General features: G+C 66.1%; 24 protein-coding genes. 12 read left to right on the top strand and 12 right to left on the bottom strand.

Annotated features, from left to right (window positions below; genetic code table 11):
* The first annotated feature begins 105 nt into the window (after positions 1–105).
* Positions 106–369, top strand: coding sequence for a hypothetical protein (locus C8J45_RS00520; protein WP_107961462.1), 264 nt, complete (start codon positions 106–108; stop codon positions 367–369).
* A gap of 88 nt (positions 370–457) precedes the next feature.
* On the opposite strand, the gene C8J45_RS00515 is transcribed toward C8J45_RS00520, so the two are convergent.
* The 4 genes from C8J45_RS00515 to dnaK form a co-directional block, all read right to left on the bottom strand.
* Positions 458–910, bottom strand: a complete 453-nt coding sequence (locus tag C8J45_RS00515; protein ID WP_107961461.1) for a TM2 domain-containing protein — start codon at positions 908–910, stop codon at positions 458–460.
* Between the two features lie 75 nt (positions 911–985).
* Complete coding sequence (locus C8J45_RS00510) at positions 986–1,414, bottom strand: hypothetical protein (protein ID WP_107961460.1); 429 nt, start codon at positions 1,412–1,414, stop codon at positions 986–988.
* Between the two features lie 74 nt (positions 1,415–1,488).
* Positions 1,489–2,622 carry a molecular chaperone DnaJ gene (gene dnaJ / locus C8J45_RS00505; protein WP_107961459.1) on the bottom strand — a complete coding sequence of 378 codons (1,134 nt, stop codon included), beginning with the start codon at positions 2,620–2,622 and terminating at the stop codon, positions 1,489–1,491.
* A gap of 121 nt (positions 2,623–2,743) precedes the next feature.
* A complete protein-coding gene (gene dnaK / locus C8J45_RS00500) occupies positions 2,744–4,651 on the bottom strand; it encodes a molecular chaperone DnaK (protein WP_107961458.1) in 1,908 nt (635 codons plus the stop codon).
* A gap of 168 nt (positions 4,652–4,819) precedes the next feature.
* On the opposite strand from dnaK, the gene C8J45_RS00495 reads away from it, so the two are divergent.
* Together C8J45_RS00495 and C8J45_RS00490 are read left to right on the top strand one after the other, a co-directional pair.
* Complete coding sequence (locus C8J45_RS00495) at positions 4,820–5,257, top strand: copper chaperone PCu(A)C (RefSeq protein WP_181321049.1); 438 nt, start codon at positions 4,820–4,822, stop codon at positions 5,255–5,257.
* Positions 5,254–5,733 carry a vgr related protein gene (locus tag C8J45_RS00490; RefSeq protein WP_107961457.1) on the top strand — a complete coding sequence of 160 codons (480 nt, stop codon included), beginning with the start codon at positions 5,254–5,256 and terminating at the stop codon, positions 5,731–5,733. Before C8J45_RS00495 ends, C8J45_RS00490 begins: the two co-directional genes overlap by 4 nt.
* Positions 5,734–5,855: 122 nt before the next feature.
* Here the strand turns inward: C8J45_RS00490 and C8J45_RS00485 are convergent, their stop codons facing one another.
* The 4 genes from C8J45_RS00485 to hrcA all read right to left on the bottom strand — a co-directional run bounded on the left by C8J45_RS00485 (position 5,856) and on the right by hrcA (position 9,161).
* Positions 5,856–6,095 carry a hypothetical protein gene (locus C8J45_RS00485; RefSeq protein ID WP_107961456.1) on the bottom strand — a complete coding sequence of 80 codons (240 nt, stop codon included), beginning with the start codon at positions 6,093–6,095 and terminating at the stop codon, positions 5,856–5,858.
* 107 nt (positions 6,096–6,202) lie between these two features.
* Positions 6,203–7,426, bottom strand: coding sequence for a threonine synthase (locus C8J45_RS00480; protein WP_107961455.1), 1,224 nt, complete (start codon positions 7,424–7,426; stop codon positions 6,203–6,205).
* Between the two features lie 126 nt (positions 7,427–7,552).
* Positions 7,553–8,092 (bottom strand): nucleotide exchange factor GrpE, encoded by a 540-nt coding sequence (gene grpE / locus C8J45_RS00475; protein WP_056488509.1) that lies wholly within the window; start codon positions 8,090–8,092, stop codon positions 7,553–7,555.
* A gap of 25 nt (positions 8,093–8,117) precedes the next feature.
* Positions 8,118–9,161, bottom strand: a complete 1,044-nt coding sequence (gene hrcA, locus C8J45_RS00470) for a heat-inducible transcriptional repressor HrcA (RefSeq protein ID WP_107961454.1) — start codon at positions 9,159–9,161, stop codon at positions 8,118–8,120.
* A gap of 202 nt (positions 9,162–9,363) precedes the next feature.
* Here hrcA and rph point away from each other — a divergent pair, with 202 nt between their 5' ends.
* Both rph and rdgB read left to right on the top strand, forming a co-directional pair.
* Complete coding sequence (rph, locus tag C8J45_RS00465; protein WP_056055360.1) at positions 9,364–10,080, top strand: ribonuclease PH; 717 nt, start codon at positions 9,364–9,366, stop codon at positions 10,078–10,080.
* The gene (rdgB, locus tag C8J45_RS00460) at positions 10,077–10,712 is read left to right on the top strand and encodes an RdgB/HAM1 family non-canonical purine NTP pyrophosphatase (protein WP_107961453.1); all 636 of its coding nucleotides are present in this window, start codon (positions 10,077–10,079) and stop codon (positions 10,710–10,712) included. Before rph ends, rdgB begins: the two co-directional genes overlap by 4 nt.
* 110 nt (positions 10,713–10,822) lie before the next feature.
* On the opposite strand, the gene C8J45_RS00455 is transcribed toward rdgB, so the two are convergent.
* Together C8J45_RS00455 and C8J45_RS00450 are read right to left on the bottom strand one after the other, a co-directional pair.
* A complete protein-coding gene (locus C8J45_RS00455) occupies positions 10,823–11,533 on the bottom strand; it encodes an EAL domain-containing protein (RefSeq protein ID WP_107961452.1) in 711 nt (236 codons plus the stop codon).
* A gap of 154 nt (positions 11,534–11,687) precedes the next feature.
* On the bottom strand, positions 11,688–12,245 hold the full coding sequence (locus tag C8J45_RS00450; RefSeq protein WP_107961451.1) for a CAP domain-containing protein: 558 nt from the start codon (positions 12,243–12,245) through the stop codon (positions 11,688–11,690).
* Between the two features lie 43 nt (positions 12,246–12,288).
* On the opposite strand from C8J45_RS00450, the gene hemW reads away from it, so the two are divergent.
* Positions 12,289–13,449 carry a radical SAM family heme chaperone HemW gene (gene hemW, locus C8J45_RS00445; RefSeq protein WP_107962154.1) on the top strand — a complete coding sequence of 387 codons (1,161 nt, stop codon included), beginning with the start codon at positions 12,289–12,291 and terminating at the stop codon, positions 13,447–13,449.
* Between the two features lie 118 nt (positions 13,450–13,567).
* On the opposite strand, the gene C8J45_RS00440 is transcribed toward hemW, so the two are convergent.
* Positions 13,568–14,782: a penicillin-binding protein activator gene (locus C8J45_RS00440; RefSeq protein ID WP_107962153.1), complete on the bottom strand. Its 1,215-nt coding sequence runs from the start codon at positions 14,780–14,782 to the stop codon at positions 13,568–13,570.
* Positions 14,783–14,792: 10 nt separating this feature from the next.
* On the opposite strand from C8J45_RS00440, the gene rsmI reads away from it, so the two are divergent.
* The 4 genes from rsmI to C8J45_RS00420 all read left to right on the top strand — a co-directional run bounded on the left by rsmI (position 14,793) and on the right by C8J45_RS00420 (position 17,861).
* Positions 14,793–15,638, top strand: a complete 846-nt coding sequence (gene rsmI, locus C8J45_RS00435; RefSeq protein WP_107962152.1) for a 16S rRNA (cytidine(1402)-2'-O)-methyltransferase — start codon at positions 14,793–14,795, stop codon at positions 15,636–15,638.
* 57 nt (positions 15,639–15,695) lie between these two features.
* A complete protein-coding gene (locus C8J45_RS00430; protein ID WP_107962151.1) occupies positions 15,696–16,088 on the top strand; it encodes a YraN family protein in 393 nt (130 codons plus the stop codon).
* Positions 16,089–16,139: 51 nt separating this feature from the next.
* Positions 16,140–17,093 (top strand): glutathione synthase, encoded by a 954-nt coding sequence (gene gshB / locus C8J45_RS00425; protein WP_107961450.1) that lies wholly within the window; start codon positions 16,140–16,142, stop codon positions 17,091–17,093.
* A 168-nt stretch (positions 17,094–17,261) separates the two neighbouring features.
* Positions 17,262–17,861 (top strand): DedA family protein, encoded by a 600-nt coding sequence (locus C8J45_RS00420; RefSeq protein ID WP_107961449.1) that lies wholly within the window; start codon positions 17,262–17,264, stop codon positions 17,859–17,861.
* On the opposite strand, the gene C8J45_RS00415 is transcribed toward C8J45_RS00420, so the two are convergent.
* Positions 17,858–18,763 carry a tyrosine recombinase XerC gene (locus tag C8J45_RS00415; protein ID WP_258191194.1) on the bottom strand — a complete coding sequence of 302 codons (906 nt, stop codon included), beginning with the start codon at positions 18,761–18,763 and terminating at the stop codon, positions 17,858–17,860. The two genes, C8J45_RS00420 and C8J45_RS00415, sit on opposite strands and share 4 nt — an antisense overlap.
* A gap of 62 nt (positions 18,764–18,825) precedes the next feature.
* On the opposite strand from C8J45_RS00415, the gene C8J45_RS00410 reads away from it, so the two are divergent.
* Both C8J45_RS00410 and C8J45_RS00405 read left to right on the top strand, forming a co-directional pair.
* Complete coding sequence (locus C8J45_RS00410; RefSeq protein ID WP_107961448.1) at positions 18,826–20,286, top strand: diguanylate cyclase domain-containing protein; 1,461 nt, start codon at positions 18,826–18,828, stop codon at positions 20,284–20,286.
* A 42-nt stretch (positions 20,287–20,328) separates the two neighbouring features.
* The gene (locus tag C8J45_RS00405; protein ID WP_107961447.1) at positions 20,329–22,500 is read left to right on the top strand and encodes a primosomal protein N'; all 2,172 of its coding nucleotides are present in this window, start codon (positions 20,329–20,331) and stop codon (positions 22,498–22,500) included.
* Positions 22,501–22,507 lie beyond the last annotated feature (7 nt).

The following is a 22,507-nucleotide window of genomic DNA, read 5'->3' as shown; positions in this document are numbered from 1 at the left end:
GGCTCTAGAACATATACAAGCATCACAACAACTTAGGTGTTTGGCATCATTAATGCAGTGACCGGGATATGGCGCACTTGAGCGCTATTTCGTGAAAGGCATTCCATGTTCAACTCGCCCTCGCTCCGGTCGATTTTCGTACTCGCCGCAAGCATCGCCGCACTGACCGGCGTATCCGCACCCGCATACGCGGCAGGCGAAAAGCCCATCCTGATCAAGATGCCGGCAAGCGTCTTCAAGGACGACACCAGCCGCGTCTGCATGCCGCGTACGGTTCTGGGTCGTAAGGTCGACAAGACGTTGCCAGAGACGATTTGCGAAACGCGGTCCGAATGGAGCACGCGCGGCGTGACCATCGTCACGAAATGAGCTCGACACATGCCCCGGGAGCATAGCTTGCTGCCGGGGCTCGTCGACGATCGATAGGCGTCAAGTCATTGGTGCTAGCGCTGGCCAATCATCGCTTGCGCGGATAGCGCGCGGCGAACTCCTCGTCGGACATCATCAGATAGCGGATCATGTCGATCAACGCCCAGGGCGCGCTGATGACCAGGCCGACGACCGTGAGCGTGAGCACTAGCATGACGATCCCGGAGCCGGTCCGGCCGAGGTAGAAACGGTGGATGCCGAGCGTGCCGATCACGAACGCCATCACCGCCGCGACGTATTTGTTGCGATCGTTGGTGGGGAGTGCCTCGGGCGGTACGGCGCGACGCGGACCCGGCGCGGTGGGCATTGGAAAGACGCTAAGCGCACGGTCGTTGGCCGCCTCGAAATCGACCTCGATACCGATCGCGGGCTCGCCGCGATGCGCCCAGTCTTCGCGCGCGAACCGGTAACGCTGTCCGTCCTGTCCCGCGACGAGTCCTTCGCCCGTGCGGGGATCGACGCCTAAAACCTGTCCGCGCATATCATTCCTCAGTGTTCGTTTCGCATTCTGGCGGATGATGCGGATCAGGCAAGCTTGAACTCATGCTTTGCCAGATTAGACGGCGAGCGCGGTTTGATGCCAATGTCTGTCGTCGTCGTTGTCAGCATCCGTCGATCGCGTTTTCCGCGAGCGGATCGCGCGCTTGTGCGCTTTTGCAGCCGGGCGGCGAGTGAAGACGCTGAGCCAACGCGTCATGAAACCCCGAATGCGCAGGCTGGATGCTGCAGCGGCCAGCGCCATGAGAATGTCGACATAGGCCGAAATCTCGAACGTCGTGATCCAGAGCGCGACATCGGGGGCGGCCAGAGTGAGTAGTCGAATGCCGTCGCCTTCGCCGACAAGCGTGACCATCGCGGCCGTCAGCATCAGCAGGAACATGACCGCGGCATCGCCCCGCGTGAGCCGTGCAAACCGCGCCGCAGGCCTGTCGATCAGCACTCGGCGCATCGCGTTGCCGATTGGCGTCTGGGGGGCGGTGGCCATGACCAGCCAACAGGCCATCGCAGTGAAAAGACATGCCAGCATTGCGCCCCCCTTTAGTTCAGTATGTATCCTGTTTATTCCCCGGCGAACACGCCCTTCAACTTGGCGAAGAAGCCCTGGCTGGCCGGGCATTCGTCGCCCGTCTCCGTCTCTCGGAACATCTCGAGCAGTTCCTTCTGGCGGTTGCTAAGACGCGTGGGGGTTTCGACGTCGATCTGGACGACGAGGTCGCCGTGACCGCGGCCCTGCAACACGGGCATGCCGGCGCCGCGCTGGCGGAGTTGCTTGCCCGACTGGATGCCGGCGGGAATCTTCACTTCGTGCGTACGACCGTCGAGGCCGGGGATCGACAGCGCCCCGCCGAGCGACGCGACCGTGAAGCTGATCGGTGCGCGTGCGAAGAGCGTGGTGCCTTCGCGTTCGAACAGATTGTGCTTGGTGACGTGGAGGAAGATGTAGAGGTCGCCGGACGGTGCGCCGCGGGCGCCCGCCTCGCCCTCGCCCGACATGCGGATCCTCGTACCTTCGTCGACACCGGGGGGGACGTTGATCGACAGCGTCTTGGTCTTCTCGACGCGACCTTCGCCGCGGCAATCCGGGCACGGGTCGGCGATGACTTCGCCCGCACCGTTGCAGACCGGGCAGGCGCGCTCGACCACGAAGAAGCCCTGCTGCGCGCGCACTTTCCCGTGGCCGCCGCAATGCTGACAGGTCTTGGCGCGCGTACCGACCTTGGCGCCCGAGCCGTCGCAGGTGTCGCAGAGCGCGGAGACGTCGATCGTGATCTCAGTCGTCTTGCCGTGGAACGCTTCTTCCAGGCTGACTTCCATGTCGTAGCGCAGGTCCGCGCCGCGCCGCGCAGCCGAGCGACCGCCGCCACGCTGCGCGCCGCCCATGAATTCGCCGAAGACGCTTTCGAAGATGTCGCTGAAGCCGCCGAAATCCTGCGCGCCGCCGCCGTGACCGCCACCGCCGCCGTTCTGGAACGCGGCATGGCCGAAGCGATCATAGGCTGCCCGCTTCTGCGGGTCCTTGAGGCACTCGTACGCCTCGCTGACCGCCTTGAACTGGGCTTCGGAATCCTTGCAGCCGGCGTTCTTGTCCGGGTGATACTTCATCGCGAGCTTGCGGTAGGACGACTTGATCGTCCCCGCATCCGCGGTCCGCTCGCATTCGAGCAGTTCGTAATAATCTGTCTGGGTACTCATAGCGGCCCTCTTAGCCCTCTCCCCTCCGGGGAGAGGGTTGGGTGAGGGGCCATTCCACACGGCAGCGCGCGGAACTGCCCCTCACCCCGGCCCTCTCCCCGAAGGGGAGAGGGAGTTTCGGTTACGCCTTCGGGTTGTCGTCGACTTCCGAGAACTCGGCGTCGACGACGTCGTCGTCCTTCTTCGCCGCATCACCGTCACCCGACGGCGACGCGTCCGCCTGGGCCTGCTTCTCGTAGATCGCTTGGCCGAGCTTCATCGCGACCTGGGCAAGCGCGGTGCTCTTTTCGGTCATCGCATCCGCATCGCCGGTCTCGACCGCAGCCTTGGTCGCGTCGATCGCAGCCTGGATCTCGGTCTTCAGCGACTCATCGACCTTGTCGCCGTTATCCGCCAGCTGACGCTCGGTGGTGTGGACCAGCGACTCGGCGTTGTTTTTCGCCTCGGCGCCCGCACGACGCTTCTTGTCCTCCTCGGCGAAGGTCTCGGCGTCGCGGACCATCTGGTCGATGTCGTTGTCCGAAAGACCACCCGATGCCTGGATGCGGATCTGCTGCTCCTTGCCGGTGCCCTTGTCCTTGGCCGAGACGCTGACGAGGCCGTTGGCATCGATGTCGAACGTGACTTCGATCTGCGGCACACCGCGCGGTGCGGGCGGGATGCCGACGAGATCGAAATTGCCAAGCATCTTGTTGTCGGCCGCCATCTCGCGCTCGCCCTGGAACACGCGGATCGTCACCGCGCCCTGGTTGTCGTCGGCGGTCGAGTAGGTCTGCGACTTCTTAGTCGGGATCGTCGTGTTGCGATCGATCATCCGGGTGAACACGCCACCCAGCGTCTCGATGCCGAGCGACAGCGGCGTCACGTCGAGCAACAGCACGTCCTTGACGTCGCCCTGCAGCACGCCGGCCTGGATCGCGGCACCCATCGCGACGACCTCGTCCGGGTTGACGCCGGTGTGCGGCTCCTTGCCGAAGAACTGCTTCACGACTTCACGCACGCGCGGCATGCGCGTCATGCCGCCGACCAGCACGACTTCCGAGATGTCCTCGGGCTTCAGGCCACCGTCTGCGAGCGCCTTGCGGCAAGGCTCGAGCGTACGCTTGACCAGATCCTCGACCATCCGCTCCAGATCGGCGCGGGTGATCGACTTCACCAGATGCTTCGGGCCGTTCTGGTCCGCGGTGATGAACGGCAGGTTGACCTCGGTCGACTGTGCCGAGCTGAGCTCGATCTTCGCCTTCTCGGCGGCTTCCTTCAGACGCTGGAGCGCGAGCTTGTCCTTGGCGAGGTCGATCCCTTCCGCCTTCTTGAACTCGTCGGCGAGATACTGGACGATCTTGTTGTCGAAATCCTCACCACCGAGGAACGTGTCGCCGTTCGTGGCCTTCACCTCGAACACGCCGTCGCCGATTTCCAGCACCGAGATGTCGAACGTGCCGCCGCCGAGATCGTAGACCGCGATCGTCTTGCCGTCCTGCTTGTCGAGGCCATAAGCCAGCGCCGCCGCAGTCGGCTCGTTGATGATGCGCAGCACTTCGAGGCCGGCGATCTGGCCGGCGTCCTTGGTCGCCTGGCGCTGTGCGTCGTTGAAGTACGCGGGAACGGTAATGACCGCCTGCGTGACCGTCTCGCCGAGATACGACTCGGCGGTTTCCTTCATCTTTTGCAGCGTGAACGCAGAGATCTGCGACGGCGAGTAATCCTTGCCGCCCGCCGAGACCCAGGCGTCGCCGTTCGGGCCGCGCGAGATCTTGTACGGGACCAGCTCGGTGTCCTTCTTGGTGATCGGATCGTCGAAGCGACGGCCGATCAGGCGCTTCACCGCGAAGATGGTGTTGTCGCCGTTCGTCACTGCCTGGCGCTTGGCCGGCTGGCCGACCAGTCGCTCGCCATCCTTGGCGAACGCGACGATCGACGGCGTGGTGCGCGCGCCCTCGGAATTCTCGATGACCTTGGGCTTGCCGCCTTCCATGACGGAAACGCAGCTGTTGGTCGTGCCGAGATCGATACCGATTACTTTAGCCATGAGTTCTGATTAGCCCCTCACTTGAAACGAAAATACGAAATCCGCTCCACCCCGTTTCGGAGGCGGAACCTTTCTGATGATGGGCGCGATATAGGTGGCCTCGCGCTTGCCGCAAGATTGTACCGGTCATAGGATGCGCAAGAGGCAGAGCCCGGGGAAAAGTAACCTATGCGTATCGTTTTCGGACTGGGTGTTGCGGCGATGACACTGGCGTCGTGCTCGCCGCCGAAGGAACTGTCGGTGGACGGGGCCTGGGTGCGGCTCGGCGCGGTCACCGGACGGCCTGCGGCGGCGTATTTCACGGTGCACGGGGGGCCGACGCCGGCGACGCTGATCTCGGTCACCACCGACGTCGCGATCAAGGCCGAGATGCACGAGACGATGGACAAGGGCGGCATGTCGACGATGGCGCCGCTGACCCGCGTGGAAATTCCCGCGAAGACGGACGTAGCGTTCGCGCCGGGTGGTCGGCATGTGATGTTGTTCAACATGAACTCGGGGATCAAGCCTGCCGATCGCGTGATGCTGACGTTCGCGTTCGCCGACGGGACGCGGATCTTGAACAACGCGACCGTGGTCGCGGCGGGGACCCCGGCGGGTAAGTGACCCGAGCCGACTCAAGGCGCGGGCTTACCGAGGGGGAGACGGCGCTCGCAGCATCGGTGTTCGGGGGCGCGATCGATTACTCTCGAGTGAGCCTGTCGCGCATCAAATGGGCGTTCTTCCAACCGCGCGACACCGTGATGGCACCCCGCGGGTGCATCCACTTTCACCCCAAGGGCGATCTGTGGTGCGACGACTTCTCGCACGCGAACCTGACGTTGCAGGGGCTGTTCGTCCACGAGATGACACACATCTGGCAACACCAGCGCGGCGTGTTCTTGCCTTTGGCGCGGCATCCTTGGTGTCGGTACGACTACGCGTTCCGGCCTGGCGTGGCGCTGCACCGCTACGGTATCGAGCAACAGGGCGAGATCGTGCGGCATGCCTTCCTGCTGCGTGCGGGCGCGAAGGTGGCGGGGGCACCGCCGCTAGCGCAGTACGAGACGGTGCTGCCGTTTACGCCGTTAGCGTCGGCCTGACGTCCACCACCCATCCGCGTCCGCTCCCCCACCGTCATCCCAGCGAAAGCTGGGATCTCAAGTGGCAAGCGCACGCGCTATCACGGGGAGATCCCAGCTTTCGCTGGGATGACGGACGTTTGTTACAGCCAGCTACGACCATCCGGCCCGGCACAGCCGTAAGGCGGCAACTGGCCCGGGAACCGCGCCTGCATCTTGTGGCAGCCCCAGGCGCGCATCGGCCCCGGCGCGTAGCCGTTCAGCGCGATGCCGACCTCGTCATACGGGCTCGAACCCTGCGCGACGTACATGTACCAACGTCCGCCGAACATCACCGCCGCGGCGATGAGCACGACACAAACGACTTGGATGATTTTCTGCATTGAAGACCCCTTTTGTAAACAAGGGCGCCCCGTTGCAGCCAACATGGATCAATTTCAACCACCGATCTGGTAGATCGAGACCCACCCGATCGGCAGAAATCCGCCGTTTACAGCGCGTCGAAATCGATAGGTCGTGTTCTATCAAGCGCTTGCGGCGCTTCGGGCATCGGATACTTCAGTCCCGTCGCGCAGTTGAAAAGAACGACCTTGTCGTCCTCGTCGACCAACCCAGTGTTCAGCGCCTGATGATAGGCGGCTAACGTCGCGCCACCCTCGGGGCATAGCAGCAACCCGTCCTGCTTTGCCGCCGCATCGACCGCCTTCAAGATCGCCGGATCGCCGACCGCCATTGCCTGTCCGCCACTTTCGCGCACCGCGCGCAGGATCAGAAAGTCGCCGACCGCCTTCGGCACGCGGATGCCGGCCGCGACGGTGCTGGCGTCTTCCCAACGCTCGGCATGCTCCTCGCCCGCTTCGAACGCGCGGACGATCGGCGCGCAGCCGCTTGCCTGCACGGCGAACATCTTCGGGCGCTCCGAGCCGATCCAGCCGAGCTTCTCGAGTTCGTCGAACGCCTTCCACATCCCGATCAAACCGGTGCCGCCGCCAGTCGGGTAGAAGATCGCGTCCGGCAGTTTCCAGCCGAACTGTGCGGCGAGTTCGAGCCCCATCGTCTTCTTGCCCTCGATCCGGTAGGGCTCCTTCAACGTCGAGAAATCGAACCAGCGGCCTTCTGCGGCGCCCTTGCCGACGATCGCGCCGCAATCGTCGATCAAGCCGTTGACGCGCCAGACGCGCGCGCCCTGCATCGCGATCTCGCGAACGTTGATCTCGGGCGTATCGTCGGGACAGAACACGATCGTCTCGATCCCGCAGCGAGTGGCGTACGCCGCCAGCGCCGCGCCCGCATTGCCATTGGTCGGCATCGCGATCTTGGTAACGCCCAACTCCTTCGCCATGGTGACGGCCATGACCAGCCCACGCGCCTTGAAGCTGCCGGTCGGAAGACGGCCTTCGTCCTTCACGAGTACGTTGGGGCCGCCGGACTTGGTCAGCGGCACGAGCGGCGTCTCGATTTCGCCGAGGCTGACGATGTTGGACGCGTGGCGGACGGGGAGAAGTTCGCGCCACCGCCACAGATCGGTCGGACGCGCTTCGATCGTATCACGCGAAACCGAGGACCGCACCGCGTCGAGGTCGTAGCGGACGAGCAACGGTCGCCCGGCGCGCGACAGCCCATGAAGCTGGTCCGCCTCATACCGCTCGCCGGTGATCGAGCATTCGAGATGCGTGACGAAGGTCTGGCGATCGGCGGTGAGGTTCTGGTTCATGTGCTGCTCTCCCCCCTCCCTGGAAGGGAGGGGTCGGGGGTGGGTCGGTCTGGGGCGGGCGCAATGATAGCCAACTGGCCGACCCACCCCCAGCCCCTCCCTGTCAGGGAGGGGAGCAAGACGGTGTCAGCCGGCCTTGGCGACGCCGACCATGGCGGGACGCAGCAGGCGGTCCTTGATCATGTAACCCGCCTGCATCTCCTGGACGATCGTCCCGGCGGGCTGGTCGCTCGGGACCTCAAGCATCGCCTGATGCTTGTTCGGATCGAGCATCTGGCCCTCGGCGGCGATCTTGGTGATGCCGTGGCGCTGGAACACGCTCTCCAGCTCGCGACCGGTCGCTTCGAGCCCGGTGACGAGGCCCTTCATCTTGTCATCCGCACGCAGGTCCGCGGGGATCGCCGACAGGCCGCGCGAAAGGTTGTCCGCAACCGACAGCACGTCCCGCGCGAACGCGGTCGCGGCATAGGCGCGGGCGTCCTGTGCTTCCTTCTCGGCACGACGGCGGACGTTCTGAATCTCGGCCTGCGCGTAGAGGACGTTCTGCTTGGCTTCCGCCAGCTGGTTTTCCAGCTCCGCGACGCGGTCGTTGGATGCCACTTCTGGAGCGGCTTCAGCGGTCTCTTCGCGCAGGTCTGCAGGCGTGTTCTGGTCGATGTCGGACATGGTTTTCCCTATAATTTGGGCCGGCTCAACCCATCAACCGGGCGAGCGTTGCAGCCGTGAAATCCACCATGGGCACGACGCGCGCATAGTTCAACCGCGTCGGGCCGATCACGCCGACGACACCGACTACCCGACCGTCCAATCCACGGAACGGTCGCGCGATCACCGAAGACCCTGACAACGCGAACAATTTGGTCTCAGCACCAATGAAAATCCGTGTCGAATCACCTGCCCGCGCGCTGTCCAGAAGCGATGCGACTTCCTGCTTTCCCTCGAGATCGTCGAGCAGGTCGCGGACCCGGTCGAGATCGGCGGCGGCCGCGGCATCGATCAACCGCCCCTGCCCGCGCACGATCAGCACCGGGCGACGATCGGCATCCTCGCTCCACACCGCGATGCCGCGCTCGACCAGCGTCCGCGCGGCGCCATCGAGCGCCGCCTGACCGTCCGCCAACTCGCGCTCGATCCGGGTCCGCGCATCGGCAAGCGTCAGGCCGCCGAGCGTCGCCGACATGTAATTGCCCGCCTCGATCAGCGCGGACGGCGACATGCCCTTCGGCAGCGCGATCACCCTATTCTCGACCGAGCCGTCCTCGCTGACCAGCACCGCGAGCGCCTGTTCCGGCGACAGCGCGACGAACGCGATCTGGCGGAGTTTCAGTTCGCGCTTGGGGACCATCACCAGCCCGGCGCAGGCCGACAGCCCGGAGAGCGCGAGCGTCGTCGCGGCGAGTGCCTCCTCGACCGGGCCACCGACGCCCGCACGCGCCTCGATCGTCTGGCGCTCCTCGAACGACGGCTCCATCGCCTGCATCATGCCGTCGACGAACAGGCGTAGGCCACGATCGGTCGGCATCCGGCCGGCGCTGGTATGCGGGCTGGCGAGCAGGCCGAGACCTTCAAGTTCGCCCATGACGCCGCGAATCGAGGCGGGGGAGAGGCTGAGACCGGTGAGTTGCGCGATCGTCTTCGACCCGACCGGCGAGCCGCTCGCCAGGTAGCTGTCGACGACGGCACGAAAAATGTCGCGCGCGCGATCGGTCAGTTCGGTGACGGGGGGCGTGGCCATCGCTTTGATCTAGGCTGGCGAGCGGGAATGCGAAAGGCTAGGCACACCATATTGCCCACCACCCGTTCGTCCTGAGTAGGGACTGAGCGCAGTCGAAGGCCCGTATCGAAGGATGTGCCCCAAGCGGGCCGATCCTTCGATACGCCGCTTCGACAAGCTCAGCAGCTACTCAGGACGAACGGAAGAATTTTAGGAATACATCATGCGCCCATCCGGCCGCGCCCCAGACCAGATGCGTGCGATCACGATCGAGCCGCGCTTCACCAAGCATGCCGAGGGCTCCGTCCTGATCGGCTTCGGCGACACGAAAGTGCTCGTCACCGCCAGCGTCGAGGAGAAGGTGCCGCCGTTCATGCGCGGCAAGGGCGAAGGCTGGGTGACCGCCGAATACGGCATGCTCCCGCGCGCCACCAACACGCGCAACAACCGCGAGGCTGCCAAGGGCAAGCAGTCGGGCCGCACGCAGGAAATCCAGCGGCTGATCGGGCGTTCGCTGCGCGCGGTCGTCGACCTTAAGCTGCTCGGCGAGCGCCAGATCGTGATCGATTGCGACGTGATCCAGGCGGACGGCGGCACGCGCACCGCGTCGATCTCGGGCGGCTGGGTCGCGCTGCGACTCGCGATCGACGGGTTGCTGGCGAGCGGCAAGCTGACCGCCGACCCGCTGACGCAGAAAGTCGCGGCGATCAGTTGCGGCATCTACCAGGGCAATCCGGTGCTCGACCTCGACTATATCGAGGATTCGGGCGCGGATGCGGATGCGAACTTCGTGCTGCTCGAAAACGGCAACATCGCCGAGGCACAGGCGACCGCTGAAGGCGCGACCTATGACGAGGAGGCGCTGCTCCGCCTGCTGCGTCTTGCACGCATTGGTTGCACCGACATCTTCGCGGCGCAGGCGAAAGCGGTCGCCAAGTGAGCGGCGAGGGCAAGGAACCGCAGGCGATCCGCAAGCTGCAGCCGGGCAAGCTGGTCATCGCTAGCCACAACAAGGGCAAGGTGCGCGAGATCGCCGCGCTGCTCGAAGGGCGTGGGCTGGAGGTTGTCTCCGCTGCTGAACTCGACCTGCCGGAACCCGTCGAGACGGGCACGACGTTCTTCGCCAATGCCGAACTGAAGGCGCGCTCGGCGGCAGATCTGTCGGGCTTCCCCGCGCTCGCGGATGACAGCGGGCTGTGCGTCGATGCGCTGAACGGCGATCCGGGCGTGTACACGGCGGATTGGGCGGAGACGCCGAACGGTCGCGACTGGGTGATGGCGATGCAGAAGGTCGAGGACGCGGTCGTCGCCAAGGGTCCGGACGCAACGCGCGGTGCGCATTTCGTCAGCGTGCTCGCGCTGGCGTGGCCCGATGGTCATGTCGAATGGTTCGAAGGTCGCGCCGAGGGGACGTTGACCTGGCCGCCGCGTGGCAATGTCGGCTTTGGCTACGACCCGGTATTCGTTCCGCTCGGCTACGACCAGACCTATGCCGAGCTGCCACACGAGACGAAGAACGCGATCAGCCATCGGAACGAGGCGTTCAAACTGCTTGAAGCCGCGGTGTTCTAATTGTCTTACTGCCTGTTCCCCCGCGAAAGCGGGGGCCCAGCAGCCACGAATGTCACGCTCTTGACCCTGGGCTCCCGCCTTCGCGGGAGAACACTAGAGACCGACCCTGTCTAAACCGCGATCGCCTGCTTCACCGGCCACGTCACCGTAGGCAGCGCCTCGAACGCCGGTTTCGCCAGCAGATACCCCTGGATGTACCGCACGCCGAGCCCCCGCAATGCCTCGAACTCGCCAAGCGTTTCGACCCCCTCGGCGATCACCGTGATTCCCAGCGCGGTGCACATCCGCAGCATGCCCTCGACGATCATCCGCCGCGGCAGGCTCGTGTCGATGTCGCGGATCAGCTCCATGTCGAGCTTGATGATGTCCGGCTGGAACCGCGCGAGCAGGTTGAGCCCGGCATGCCCCGCGCCGAAATCATCGAGCGCGGTGCCGAACCCCATCTTCTGATACGTCGCGATGATGTTCGCGACATGCGCGGGATCCAGCATCTCCTCGTTCTCGGTGAACTCGAAGATGAGGCGATCCGTCGGCATGCCGACCGCCGCCGCCGTCTTCAACGTCAACTGGATGCACGCTGCCGGCGAATAGACAGCGTTCGGGAGGAAGTTGATCGACAGCCGCGCAGGCGTGTCGAGCAGCCCGGCCTTCACCGAAGCCTCGATCGCGCGCACGCGGCATTGCTGATCGAACGCGTATAGATTTGCGCCGTCGACCTGCGAGAGGACGCTCGCTGCCGACTGCCCTTCGGGACCCCGTACAAGCGCTTCGTAGGCAAAGACGGTCTCGGTCTCGACGTCGACGATCGGCTGGAACGCCATCGAGAAGGCAAACGACAGGCCGGCGCCGTCTCGGCATCCGACGCAGCCACCGGGCCGAGCGCCATCGGGTTTGGATACTGGTATCATTAAAGCAGGTTAGCCGACGATCGCTTAAGAAAGTACCACCGAGGTAGCACTACCTGCTTATCCCAGATCAATAGGCGCGTTCGCCGAAGACGTTGCCGGGAGGCGAGTAGCGGCACACCAGATAGTCGTCCGTCTTGTTGCTCGCCATCGCGCAGCCGACCTGGGTCGAGTTGCGCCAGATGATCTGCGTATAGTGCCCGACGTCCTCGAACTTGCCGGTGCGGCTGAACCCGGGCGTCGGCTGGTTGATGAAATCGCGTTTCTCGGCGACCCAGTGGCCCATCATCTCGGTGTACGCATAGGCATAGCGCGTGCCGGTCCAGAGGTTCTCGCCTTCGCGCGACATGCCCTGGGGTTGCGGGGCGTGCGCGAATTTCCGTGTGCGGGCCAGTTCCTCGGCATAGGCGCGCGCGGTGGTCGCCAGCGTATCGCTCCAGGCGAGCGGTGCCACGCCGACGGCAGCGCGGGCGGCATTGTGGCCGTCCATCATCGCCGTCTTGAGCAGGCTCGCGCCGCGCGGTGCCGGCGCCATCGTATCGCGACGCTCGACGACACGCTCGGGGCCCTGCGCGCAGCCTGCCATCAACAGCGCCCCGGCGATCGCCAAACCCATCCGTGCCGTCATTGCGCTTCCTTCGGCCGCCCCGTGCGACCATATGCGCGAGATAATGCCCGTCTTCGAAACACCAAGCCCTTCGTCTGATCTCGCGCTGTACGTCCATTGGCCGTTCTGCGTGTCGAAATGCCCGTATTGCGATTTCAACAGCCATGTTCGGGAAGAGGTGGACCAGGCGGCTTGGCGTGATGCGCTGCTTACCGACCTTGCGCATGAGGCTCGGGTCTTGCCGGGACGGAAATTGCAGTCGATCTTCTTTGGAGGGGGCACGCCGTCGCTGATGCCGCCGTCGACGGTCGCCGCTGTGCTGGATGCGGCGGAGAAGGCCTGGGGGTTCGCCGAGGGGATCGAGATCACGCTGGAGGCGAATCCGTCTTCGGTGGAGGCGGCGCGGTTTGCCGACCTGGCGCGTGCTGGGGTAAACCGGGTGTCATTGGGGCTGCAATCGCTCGACGATCAGGCGCTGAAGTTTCTCGGCCGCGCGCATGACGTGAACGAGGGACAGGCTGCGCTGGCTACTGCGCAAAACGTATTCCCCCGGGTGAGTTTCGACCTGATCTATGCGCTTCCCGGCCAACGGCTCGACGATTGGCGCGCAGAACTGGCGCGCGCGTTGAGTCTTGGGACGGAGCATCTGTCGCTGTATCAGCTGACGATCGAGGCCGGCACACGGTTCGCGACCGAAGCGCTGGCGGGGCGGATCGTGATCCCCGACGGCGACTCGGCGGCCGATCTGTTCGAGGCGACTCGGGCGGATACCGCCGCCGCTGGGCTGCCCGCGTACGAGACGTCGAACCATGCACGGCCGGGATCGGAAAGCCGGCATAACCTCGCTTACTGGCGGTACCAGGATTACGCAGGGATCGGGCCGGGCGCGCATGGACGGCGCGGCGGGCTGGCGACGGTGCGGCGGAAGAAGCCGGAGAACTGGCTGGCGGCGATCGAGCGCAATGGCCACGGGATGGAGGTCGAGGATCCGCTTTCGCCGTCGACGCGGGCGACCGAGGCTTTGCTGATGGGGTTGCGGTTGGCGGAAGGCGTGGATCTGGACCGGATCACTGCGCTGAACGCGGGCGTGGTGCCGGTGGATCTGGCGGCGGTGGCACGGTTGGAAGCTCTCGGGTTGATCGTGCACTCGCCGGGTCGATTGCGCGTCACCGAAGCGGGTGCGCTCCTGCTCGATGCGATCCTGCCCGAGATCGTTACCGCGTAGAGCCAACGCCGTCATTCCCGCGAAGGCGGGAACCCATACTGGCTGACCGTGCGATAGGATCGCAGCCGGCTGAGTATATGGGTCCCCGCCTCCGCGGGGATGACAGGAATAGGAAGGTTTACTTCCCGAACCCAGTCGGTGCAGGCGAGACGACCGTGGTCGTGCCGCTGCGGATTTCCTTCACCTCAAGCGCGCGCTCGGCGACGTTGTCCTTGCCGAAGCGGAATGCGCCGTCGATGCCGGCGAAGCCGTCGCCGTCGCGCAGGCGATTCACGGGGAACGGGGTGCCGGGCTTCCAGTCGCGCGCGATGCGGACCGTCAGCAGGACCGAGTCGTAACCGAGACTCGACAGGCGGTATGGCCCTGCCCCGAACCGTGCGCGATATTTGCCGGCATATTGGCGGTACAGCGTGTCCGAAACGCTGGCGTACCACGCGCCCGACAGTGCAGGCTTCGCGGCGATCCCCGCGTCCGAGTTCCAGAGTTCGGTGCCGAGGATCCGCGTCGAGGCGCCTCCGCCGCGCTTGACCATCGCGGCTGCGGAGGCTGCGGTCGCGCCGCCATCGGCGATCAGGACCGCATCATAGGGCGCTTTCGCCGCAAGCCGCGTGACGGCGCCTGAGATGCCCCCAGGGCCGCGCGCGTAGGTCTGGAGCGAAACGACCTGGCCGCCCGCGCCTTCGACGGCGCGGAGGAACGCGGTGGATGCACGCTCGCCGTACAGGCCGTTGGGGACGAGGCCGGCGAAGTTGCTGACGCCGCGCTCCTTCGCGAAATCGACGACGCGCGCGATCGACTGGGTCGGGACATAGCCCATCAGATACGCGCCGTTGCCCGCCACGCCGAGATCGTTGGAGAAGCTCAGCACCGGGATGTTCGCGGCGCGCGCGATCGGCGCGACCGCGCGGACATCGTCGGCGAGCAGAGGCCCGAGGATCAGTTGCGCGCCCTCGGCGATCGCGCGCTGTGCAGCGGCGGCGGCACCGGTCGCGGTGTCGTAGTTGGTGATCCGGACGCGCTGGTTCTGCGTATCGAGCAGTGCGAGCATCGTCGCGTTGGCGATCGAGGTACCGACGCCGGCGTTGCTACCCGACAACGGCACGAGCAGCGCGACGCGGTTACGCTCGGCATCGCGCGGGATGCCGGTCTCGACGCCGATGTCGGGGCGATCGGCAGGACGCGTGGTCGGGCGCTGCTGCGACGGCTCGACGGGACCACGCGGGACAATCGTCTGGCACGCGCCGAGCAGGCACGCCGCGGCAAGCGTCGCCCATCGCCCGAATGTGCCCACCGAAAGCGGGCCGGATTGCCCTATCGTCGTCGCGTCTGCCATGACCGTCCCCATGAACCCTGAAACTCTTCTCGATCCCGGCCTCTACATCGTCGCGACCCCGATCGGCAATCTTGGCGATCTGTCGCCCCGCGCCGCCGACATCCTCCGCCGCGCCGACGTGATCGCCGTCGAGGACAGCCGCGTCACGGCCGGGCTGCTCCGCCACATCGGCACCAAGACGCCGATGGTGCCGTATCATGACCACAGCGCGGAAGGCGTGCGGCCGGCGCTGATCGCGCGGATGGCGACGCAGGCGGTGGCGCTGGTGTCGGACGCGGGGACGCCGCTTATTTCGGATCCCGGTTTCAAGCTGGTGCGCGACGCGCGGGCTGCGGGGCATCTGGTGGTGACGATTCCAGGGCCGTGCGCTGCCGTCGCCGCGCTGACGCTGGCGGGATTGCCGACCGACCGGTTCCTGTTCGTCGGCTTCCTCCCGTCAAAGTTGCACGCGCGGGCGGAGGCGATCGCCGAGGTGGCCACGATCCGCGCGACCTTGGTAATGTATGAGTCGGGACCGCGGCTGGGGGCGTGTCTGGCGGCGCTGCTTGAAGGGCTCGGCGACCGCGAGGCGGCGGTGACGCGGGAGATCAGCAAGAAATTCGAGGAGGCGGTGACTGGGACGCTGTCGACGCTCGCCGCGCGCTATGCGGATGCGCCGCCGCGGGGGGAGATCGTGATTGTTGTCGCACCACCGGGCGAGGCGCCGCCGGCGAGTGCAGAGGATGGTGACGCGGCGCTGATCGAAGCGCTCACCCGTCTGTCGACCGGGCAAGCCGCAAGCGAGGTGGCGAAGAAGCTCGGGCTCGATCGCAAGGCGCTGTATGCGCGGGCGCTGGAATTGAAGCCCAAGCCCTGATCTCCCCTCCCGCTTGCGGGAGGGGGCGGGGGAGGGCATGTCACAGACGTGCCGCCCCTGCCCTCCCCTAGCCCCTCCCGCAAGCGGAAGGGGAACACGCAGGACCGACAGGTTGCGGAAGCAACGGGTCGGCGCGGCGAGCGGCTGGCGGGGTGGTGGCTGCGCCTCAAGGGCTGGAGCATTCTCGACCGCCGCGTCCGCACCCCCGTCGGCGAAGTCGACCTCGTCGCTCGAAAGGGAAACCTCGTCGCCTTCGTCGAAGTAAAAACCCGCGCGACCGCCGCCGAACTCGACTTCGCGATCGACGAACGTCGCCTCGCGCGCGTTGCCGCAGCGGCGGAATACCTCATGCCGCGCTATGCCGGACCCGGCGACGATATCCGCGTCGACGTCATCCTGCTCGCGCCCGGCACCCGCCCGCGCCATATCGAGAATGCCTGGATCGGGTGACTTCACGTCCGCCGGCGCCTACATGCGCTCGACCGAACAGAAGGAAGACGCATGAGCCTCACCGTCGCCGTCCAGATGGACCCGCTCGACAGCATAAACATCGCCGGCGATTCGACCTTCGCGTTGATGTTGTCCGCGCAGGACCGTGGCCACAGGCTCTTCCATTACTCGGCCGAGGACCTGAACTACCGCGACGGCAAGGTCTGGGCGAAGGCGCACCCCGTCACCGTGCAGCGCGTCGTCGGTGATCACTTCAGCGTCGGCGAGCCCGTCAACCTCGACCTCGGCGATGAGGCCGACGTAGTCCTGATGCGGCAGGATCCGCCGTTCGACCTCGGCTACATCACCGCGACGCACCTGCTCGAGCGGATCGCCGACAAGACGCTGGTCGTGAACGACCCGGCTCAGGTACGGAACGCGCCCGAGAAGGTGTTCGTGCTCGACTATCCGCAGTTCATGCCGCCGACGCTCGTCACCCGCTCGCTCGACGAAGCACGTAAATTCCTCGCGGAGCACGGCGCGATCGTCATCAAGCCGCTGCACGGCAATGGCGGCAAGGCGATCTTCAAGGTCGAGTCGGACGGCGCGAACCTGTCGGCGCTGATGGAGGTCTTCAACATGACGTGGCGCGAGCCGCACATGGTGCAGGCGTTCCTCCCCGACGTTGCCAAGGGCGACAAGCGGATCGTGCTGATCGACGGCGAGGTCGCGGGCGCGATCAACCGGCTTCCGGGCGAAGGCGAGATCCGCTCGAACCTCGCGGTCGGCGGGTCGGCGGAGAAGTCGGTGCTGACCGACAAGGAGCGCGAGATCTGCGCGGTGTTGGGGCCGGAACTGAAGAAGCGCGGGCTGTTGTTCGTCGGGATCGACGTGATCGGCGGGACGTGGCTGACGGAGATCAACGTTACTTCGCCGACCGGGATCGTCGCGATCTCGAACTTCGATGGGACGGATGTCGCCGGCATGATCTGGGATGCGATCGAGGCGAAGGTCGCGGCTCGGTAACTGGAGCGAAGATACCACCCCGGCGGAGGCCGGGGCCCAATTGGAAAGGTCGCAGTAACGGAACGCCGTCCTTCGTCATAACCGCCCCCCCCAATTGGGCCCCGACCTTCGCCGGGGTGGTGTGATGTCGGTGGAACACATCCGGCATCCCGGCAGTATGTGATACCCATGACCGAATTCATCCTCGATCTCATCGCCTGGGGCGGATATTTCGGGATCTTCCTGCTAATGGCGCTCGAGAATATCGTGCCGCCTGTGCCGTCCGAAGTCATCATGGGGCTCGGCGGCATGGCCGTCGCGCGCGGCGATATGAGCGTCGTGCCGTTGATCGCCTGGGGTACCGCGGGCTCGGTCGTCGGCAATTACTTCTGGTATTATATCGGCCGCAACATCGGCTACGAACGCTTCCGCCCCTTCATCGAGCGCAACGGCCGCTGGCTAACGATGGAATGGTCCGACGTCGAGAAGATCCACCGCTTCTTCACGAAGCGCGGCGGCTGGGTGATCTTCGTGTTCCGGTTCATGCCGACGTTCCGCACCGTCATCTCGCTGCCCGCGGGGATGACGCGGATGCCGATCTGGCAGTTCGTGATCTGGACCGCGGCGGGCAGCGCGATCTGGAACACCGTGCTCACCTATGCCGGCATCCTGCTCGGCTCGCATTTCGAGGAACTCGACCGCTATGTCGGGCCGGTCACGGTGGCGACGTTCGTGGTCATCATCATCGGCTATGGCTGGCGCGTGCTGACCTGGAAACCGAAGGGCTAGACCCCGCCATGCGGGTGGGCGTTGCGGTACACGTCCATCAGATGCGCGGCATCGACCTGCGTATAAACCTGTGTCGAGCTCAGGCTCGCATGGCCGAGCAACTCCTGTAGCGCGCGCAGGTCCGCCCCCCGCCCCAGCAAATGCGTCGCGAAACTATGCCGCAGAGCATGCGGCGTCGTCCGATCGCCCAGCCCCAACCGCGCCCTCGCGGACTGAACCGCCCGGCGGATCATCACCGGCGACAACGCCCCGCCCTTCGCCCCACGGAACAGCGGTTCGCCGCGCGTAACCGGCCACGGCGTCTGTGCGACATAGGCCTCGATCGCTGTATGCACCTGCGGCAACAACGGCACCACACGCGTCTTGGCGCGCTTGCCCATCACCCGGATCGTCTCGCCGAGCGGCAGGATATCGCCCCGCAACATCAACGCCTCGCCGATTCGCAAGCCTGCGCCGTACAGCAGCATCAGCACCGCCCAGTCGCGCGCGCCGATCCAAGGCTCGGCCGCATCGTCGGCCACCTCCTCCGCGAGCGCGACCGCCTCGGCTGGCGAGATCGGCCGCGGCACGCCCGCCTTCACGCGCGGCCCCCGCATTCGCGGCTGCTCCGCGCCTTCGTTCGCCCAGGCGAGAAACCCGCGCACCGCCGACAATTCGCGCGCCGCGGATGCGTTGCCCAACCCCGCCTCGCGACGCTGCGCCAGATACGCCCGCAGGTCCGTCGCCGTCACCCGCGCCAGCGCCCCACGCGTGATCCGCTCGCCCCAATGCCCGACCAGGAACGCCGTCAGCCGCTCCGCCGATGCCTGGTAGGCCCGCACCGTGTGCACCGATCGCCGACGATCGCGCGCAAGATGATCCGCCCAGAGCATCGACGGCGGCAGGGGATCCTCATAGTCCATCGTTGGACAGTAACGCGTTCCGCCTGCAAAGAAAATTAACCCCCCTTGCGATATCGAGTGCCATGTCCCCCGCCGATCTCCCGTTCGATATCTTTGCAGATGAAGCGCGGCGCGTGGCGGCGCTTCACGCGCTCGCGTTGCTGGACAGCGAGCCGGAACGCGAATTCGACGCGCTCGTCGCACTCGCAGCCGAGATGCTGGACTGCCCGACCGCGCTGATGACCCTGGTCGACAGCGACCGGCTCTGGATCAAGGCGGCGGCCGGTGGCGAGCGCGGCGAGATCAGCCGCGACATCGGCATGTGCGCCTACACGATCCAGAACGACGATCCGCTCGTCATCGAAGACCTCGACGCCGATTCGCGGTTCGCGAAGAATCCGCTCGTCATGGCGGAAAGAGGCGCCCGATTTTACGCCGGCGCCGCGATCCACGCGGTCGACGGCACCGGCGAACGTCACGCGATCGGCACGATATGCGTGATCGATACGGTGCCCCGCAGCCTGAACGACGCCGGCCGTCGTGCGCTGACCCATCTCGCGACGCTGGCCGAGGCGACGATCGCCGCGCGCTCCGCCGCTCATCAGGCGATCGCGATCGCCACCACTGCCGACAAACAGGCCGCGGCGCTCGCCCGCCAGGATCGCATCTTTCGCCAGGCGGAGCGGATGGCGGCGATGGGATCGTGGCGGACCTCGCTCGATCACCAGGACATGGGTTGGTCCGACGGCGTGTTTCACATCTATGGGCTACCGGTCGGCCCCGTGCCCGACATGGACGCAGCAATGAGCTTCTACCCGCCACACGCGGGGGAGAAGCTCAACGCATCGATGGCCCACACTCTGGAAACGGGGGTGCCGTTCGATATCGAGGTCGACTTCACGACCGCGCAGGGCGAGCCACGCCGGGTGCGCGTGCTTGGCGAACTGGAAACAGACGGCGGCACCACGATCGGGTTCGTCGGCGTGTTCCAGGACGTGACCGAACGCCATGCCCTCGAAACGATCTTGCGGCGGAGCGCGGATACCGATTCGCTGACCGGCATCGCCAATCGCGCCGCGTTCGATCGTGCGCTCGATTCGGCGATGACGCGGGCGCATGCGGATGGCACGCCGCTGTTGCTCGCGCTGGTCGATCTCGATGGGTTCAAGGCGATCAACGACACGCTCGGCCATACAGCGGGCGACGACGTCTTGCGCGATGTCGGCCGGGTCCTGCAGGCGCCGTGGCTGAAGGGCAGCTTTGCCGCGCGACTGGGCGGCGACGAGTTCGCGGTGCTGATCGACAATCCGGGCCTCGTCGCGCAACCGAGCCATGTCTGCGCGCGGCTGGAGGAAGCGTTGCGCTTTCCGATCGCGCTCAACGGACTTGCGATGGTCAGCGCCGGCACCGTGGGGATCGCTCCGCTGGAGCCGGATTGCCATGCGATCCGCGACTTCGTCCACCGCGCCGATACGATCCTCTACAAGGCGAAACGCGCGCGGATCGGCGAACGCCGCCGGGCCGACAGGCGCAACGCGGCTTAAGACGGTTCACGCGGAGTCGATCCGCCCCCATATACCGACACGATGTCGTCTCGCGCCCGTGTCCTGATCCTCAACGCCGCCCTAGGGCCGCTCGACTACCGCGTGCCTGCCGGCATGGAGGTCGGGCCGGGCTCGATCGTGGTCGCGCCGCTCGGGCCGCGGCAGTTGCTCGGCGTGGTGTGGGAGGCGGAGCGGATGCCGTCCGATGCGGAGGTCGGCGACAACCGGTTGCGCAATCTGCTCGCGGTCTCGGATGTGCCGCCCTTGGGTGCGCCGCTGCGACGCCTGGTCGAGTGGACGGCGGATTATTACCTCGCGCCGGCAGCGTCGGTGTTGCGGATGACGCTGGCGTCGACCTCGGCGCTGGAGGGCGCGCGGACCGCTGTCGAGTATCGGTCTACCGGGGTAGTGCCCCCTCGCCTGACGCCACAGCGTGAGCAGGCCTTGGAACGGATCGGTGATCGCCAGGGCCTGATCCGCGAACTGGCGACGCTGGCGGAGGTCAGCGACGCGGTGATCCGCGGCTTGGTGAAGGTCGGTGCGATCGAGGCGGTCGAGGTGAGCATCGACGTCCCCTACCCCGTGCCCGATCCCGCGCATCACGAGCCGATCCTGTCGGAGGATCAGCGCGCGGCGGCCGATGCCCTGGTTGCAGGTGTTTCCGAGCATGCGTTCCACCCGACGTTGCTCGACGGCGTCACCGGCTCGGGCAAGACCGAGGTGTATTTCGAGGCGGTCGCGCAGGCGATCCGCGATGGGCGCCAGACGCTCGTCCTGCTTCCCGAGATCGCGCTGACCGAGCCCTTCCTCAAGCGCTTCCACAACCGGTTCGGCTGCGAGCCGATTGCATGGCATTCGGGTTTGCGCTCGACCCAGCGGCGGCGTGCGTGGCGGGCGATCGCGAGTGGTGAGGCGCTGGTGACGGTCGGCGCGCGGTCCGCGCTGTTCCTGCCGTACCGCGATCTCGGGTTGATCGTCGTCGACGAGGCGCACGAGACCAGCTTCAAGCAGGAAGAGGGCGTGCATTATCACGCGCGCGACGTCGCCGTGATGCGTGGCAAGTTCGAGGGATGCCCGGTCATCCTCGCCTCCGCCACGCCCGCGATCGAGACGCGGCAACAGGTCGTGACCGGGCGTTACGCCGAACTGAAGCTCCCCGGCCGGTTCGGCGCGGCGGAGATGCCGACGATCGAGCCGATCGACTTGATCAAGGAACCGCCCGAGCGCGGCCGCTGGCTCGCCCCGCGGCTGGTGAAGGCGATGCAGGCGACGCTGGAACGGCGCGAGCAGTCGTTACTCTTCCTCAACCGCCGCGGCTATGCGCCGCTCACGCTATGCCGGACCTGCGGGCACCGGTTCCAGTGCCCGAACTGCACCGCGTGGATGGTCGAGCATCGCCTGACGCGACGGTTGGCGTGCCATCATTGCGGGCACGCGGAGCCGACGCCGCGCGTGTGTCCGGAGTGCAAGGGCGAAGATACGCTCGTCGCCTGCGGGCCCGGTGTCGAACGGATCGCGGACGAGGTGACCGCACTGTTCCCCGAGGCGAAAACGGCGGTCGTCACGTCGGATACGATCTGGTCGCCTGCCAAGGCCGCGGAGTTCGTCGGGCGGATGGAGGCGGGCGACATCGACATCGTCGTCGGCACGCAGTTGGTGACGAAGGGGTATCACTTCCCGAACCTTACCTTGGTAGGCGTGGTCGATGCGGACCTCGGCCTAGACGGCGGCGACCTCCGCGCGGCCGAACGCACGTTCCAGCAGATCCGGCAGGTGTCGGGCCGCGCCGGGCGTGGCGAGAAGCCGGGCCACGTGTTCATCCAGACGCACAGCCCCGGCGCGCAGGTGATGCAGGCGCTGATCACTGGCGATGCGGATGCGTTCTACGCCGCGGAGACGGATGCACGGAAGGATGCGGGAGCGCCACCGTTCGGACGGTACGCGGCGATCGTGGTGTCGTCGGAGGACCAGACGTGCGCGCACGATACGGCCAAGCTGGTGGGGCGCAGCGCCCCGGAAGTCGAAGGGATGCACGTCTATGGACCGGCCCCAGCGCCGCTGGCGATGTTGCGCGGACGCCATCGCTATCGGCTACTCGTCCATGCGCGGCGGGCACTGGACGTGCAGGATGTGATCCGGGAATGGCTGGGAAAGCTCGACTGGCCGTCGAAGGTTCGGGTTACAGTAGACGTCGACCCGTATAACTTCCTCTGAGCGTGCA

It is taken from the genome of Sphingomonas sp. PP-CE-3G-477, assembly GCF_003050745.1.
GTDB lineage: Bacteria > Pseudomonadota > Alphaproteobacteria > Sphingomonadales > Sphingomonadaceae > Sphingomonas.
The sequence above is the reverse complement of the archived record's forward strand: the minus strand, read 5'-3'. Positions and strand labels throughout refer to the sequence as shown.

What these genes read in the sequence shown, in the direction of transcription:
- C8J45_RS00520 (WP_107961462.1), top strand. Translation starts at nt 106, where the DNA reads ATGTTCAACTCGCCCTCGCTCCGGTCGATTTTCGTACTCGCCGCAAGC.
- C8J45_RS00515 (WP_107961461.1), bottom strand. Translation starts at nt 910, where the DNA reads ATGCGCGGACAGGTTTTAGGCGTCGATCCCCGCACGGGCGAAGGACTC.
- C8J45_RS00510 (WP_107961460.1), bottom strand. Translation starts at nt 1,414, where the DNA reads ATGGCCACCGCCCCCCAGACGCCAATCGGCAACGCGATGCGCCGAGTG.
- dnaJ (WP_107961459.1), bottom strand. Translation starts at nt 2,622, where the DNA reads ATGAGTACCCAGACAGATTATTACGAACTGCTCGAATGCGAGCGGACC.
- dnaK (WP_107961458.1), bottom strand. Translation starts at nt 4,651, where the DNA reads ATGGCTAAAGTAATCGGTATCGATCTCGGCACGACCAACAGCTGCGTT.
- C8J45_RS00495 (WP_181321049.1), top strand. Translation starts at nt 4,820, where the DNA reads ATGCGTATCGTTTTCGGACTGGGTGTTGCGGCGATGACACTGGCGTCG.
- C8J45_RS00485 (WP_107961456.1), bottom strand. Translation starts at nt 6,095, where the DNA reads ATGCAGAAAATCATCCAAGTCGTTTGTGTCGTGCTCATCGCCGCGGCG.
- C8J45_RS00480 (WP_107961455.1), bottom strand. Translation starts at nt 7,426, where the DNA reads ATGAACCAGAACCTCACCGCCGATCGCCAGACCTTCGTCACGCATCTC.
- grpE (WP_056488509.1), bottom strand. Translation starts at nt 8,092, where the DNA reads ATGTCCGACATCGACCAGAACACGCCTGCAGACCTGCGCGAAGAGACC.
- hrcA (WP_107961454.1), bottom strand. Translation starts at nt 9,161, where the DNA reads ATGGCCACGCCCCCCGTCACCGAACTGACCGATCGCGCGCGCGACATT.
- rph (WP_056055360.1), top strand. Translation starts at nt 9,364, where the DNA reads ATGCGCCCATCCGGCCGCGCCCCAGACCAGATGCGTGCGATCACGATC.
- C8J45_RS00455 (WP_107961452.1), bottom strand. Translation starts at nt 11,533, where the DNA reads ATGGCGTTCCAGCCGATCGTCGACGTCGAGACCGAGACCGTCTTTGCC.
- C8J45_RS00450 (WP_107961451.1), bottom strand. Translation starts at nt 12,245, where the DNA reads ATGACGGCACGGATGGGTTTGGCGATCGCCGGGGCGCTGTTGATGGCA.
- hemW (WP_107962154.1), top strand. Translation starts at nt 12,289, where the DNA reads ATGCCCGTCTTCGAAACACCAAGCCCTTCGTCTGATCTCGCGCTGTAC.
- C8J45_RS00440 (WP_107962153.1), bottom strand. Translation starts at nt 14,782, where the DNA reads ATGGCAGACGCGACGACGATAGGGCAATCCGGCCCGCTTTCGGTGGGC.
- rsmI (WP_107962152.1), top strand. Translation starts at nt 14,793, where the DNA reads ATGAACCCTGAAACTCTTCTCGATCCCGGCCTCTACATCGTCGCGACC.
- gshB (WP_107961450.1), top strand. Translation starts at nt 16,140, where the DNA reads ATGAGCCTCACCGTCGCCGTCCAGATGGACCCGCTCGACAGCATAAAC.
- C8J45_RS00420 (WP_107961449.1), top strand. Translation starts at nt 17,262, where the DNA reads ATGACCGAATTCATCCTCGATCTCATCGCCTGGGGCGGATATTTCGGG.
- C8J45_RS00415 (WP_258191194.1), bottom strand. Translation starts at nt 18,763, where the DNA reads ATGGACTATGAGGATCCCCTGCCGCCGTCGATGCTCTGGGCGGATCAT.
- C8J45_RS00410 (WP_107961448.1), top strand. Translation starts at nt 18,826, where the DNA reads ATGTCCCCCGCCGATCTCCCGTTCGATATCTTTGCAGATGAAGCGCGG.
- C8J45_RS00405 (WP_107961447.1), top strand. Translation starts at nt 20,329, where the DNA reads ATGTCGTCTCGCGCCCGTGTCCTGATCCTCAACGCCGCCCTAGGGCCG.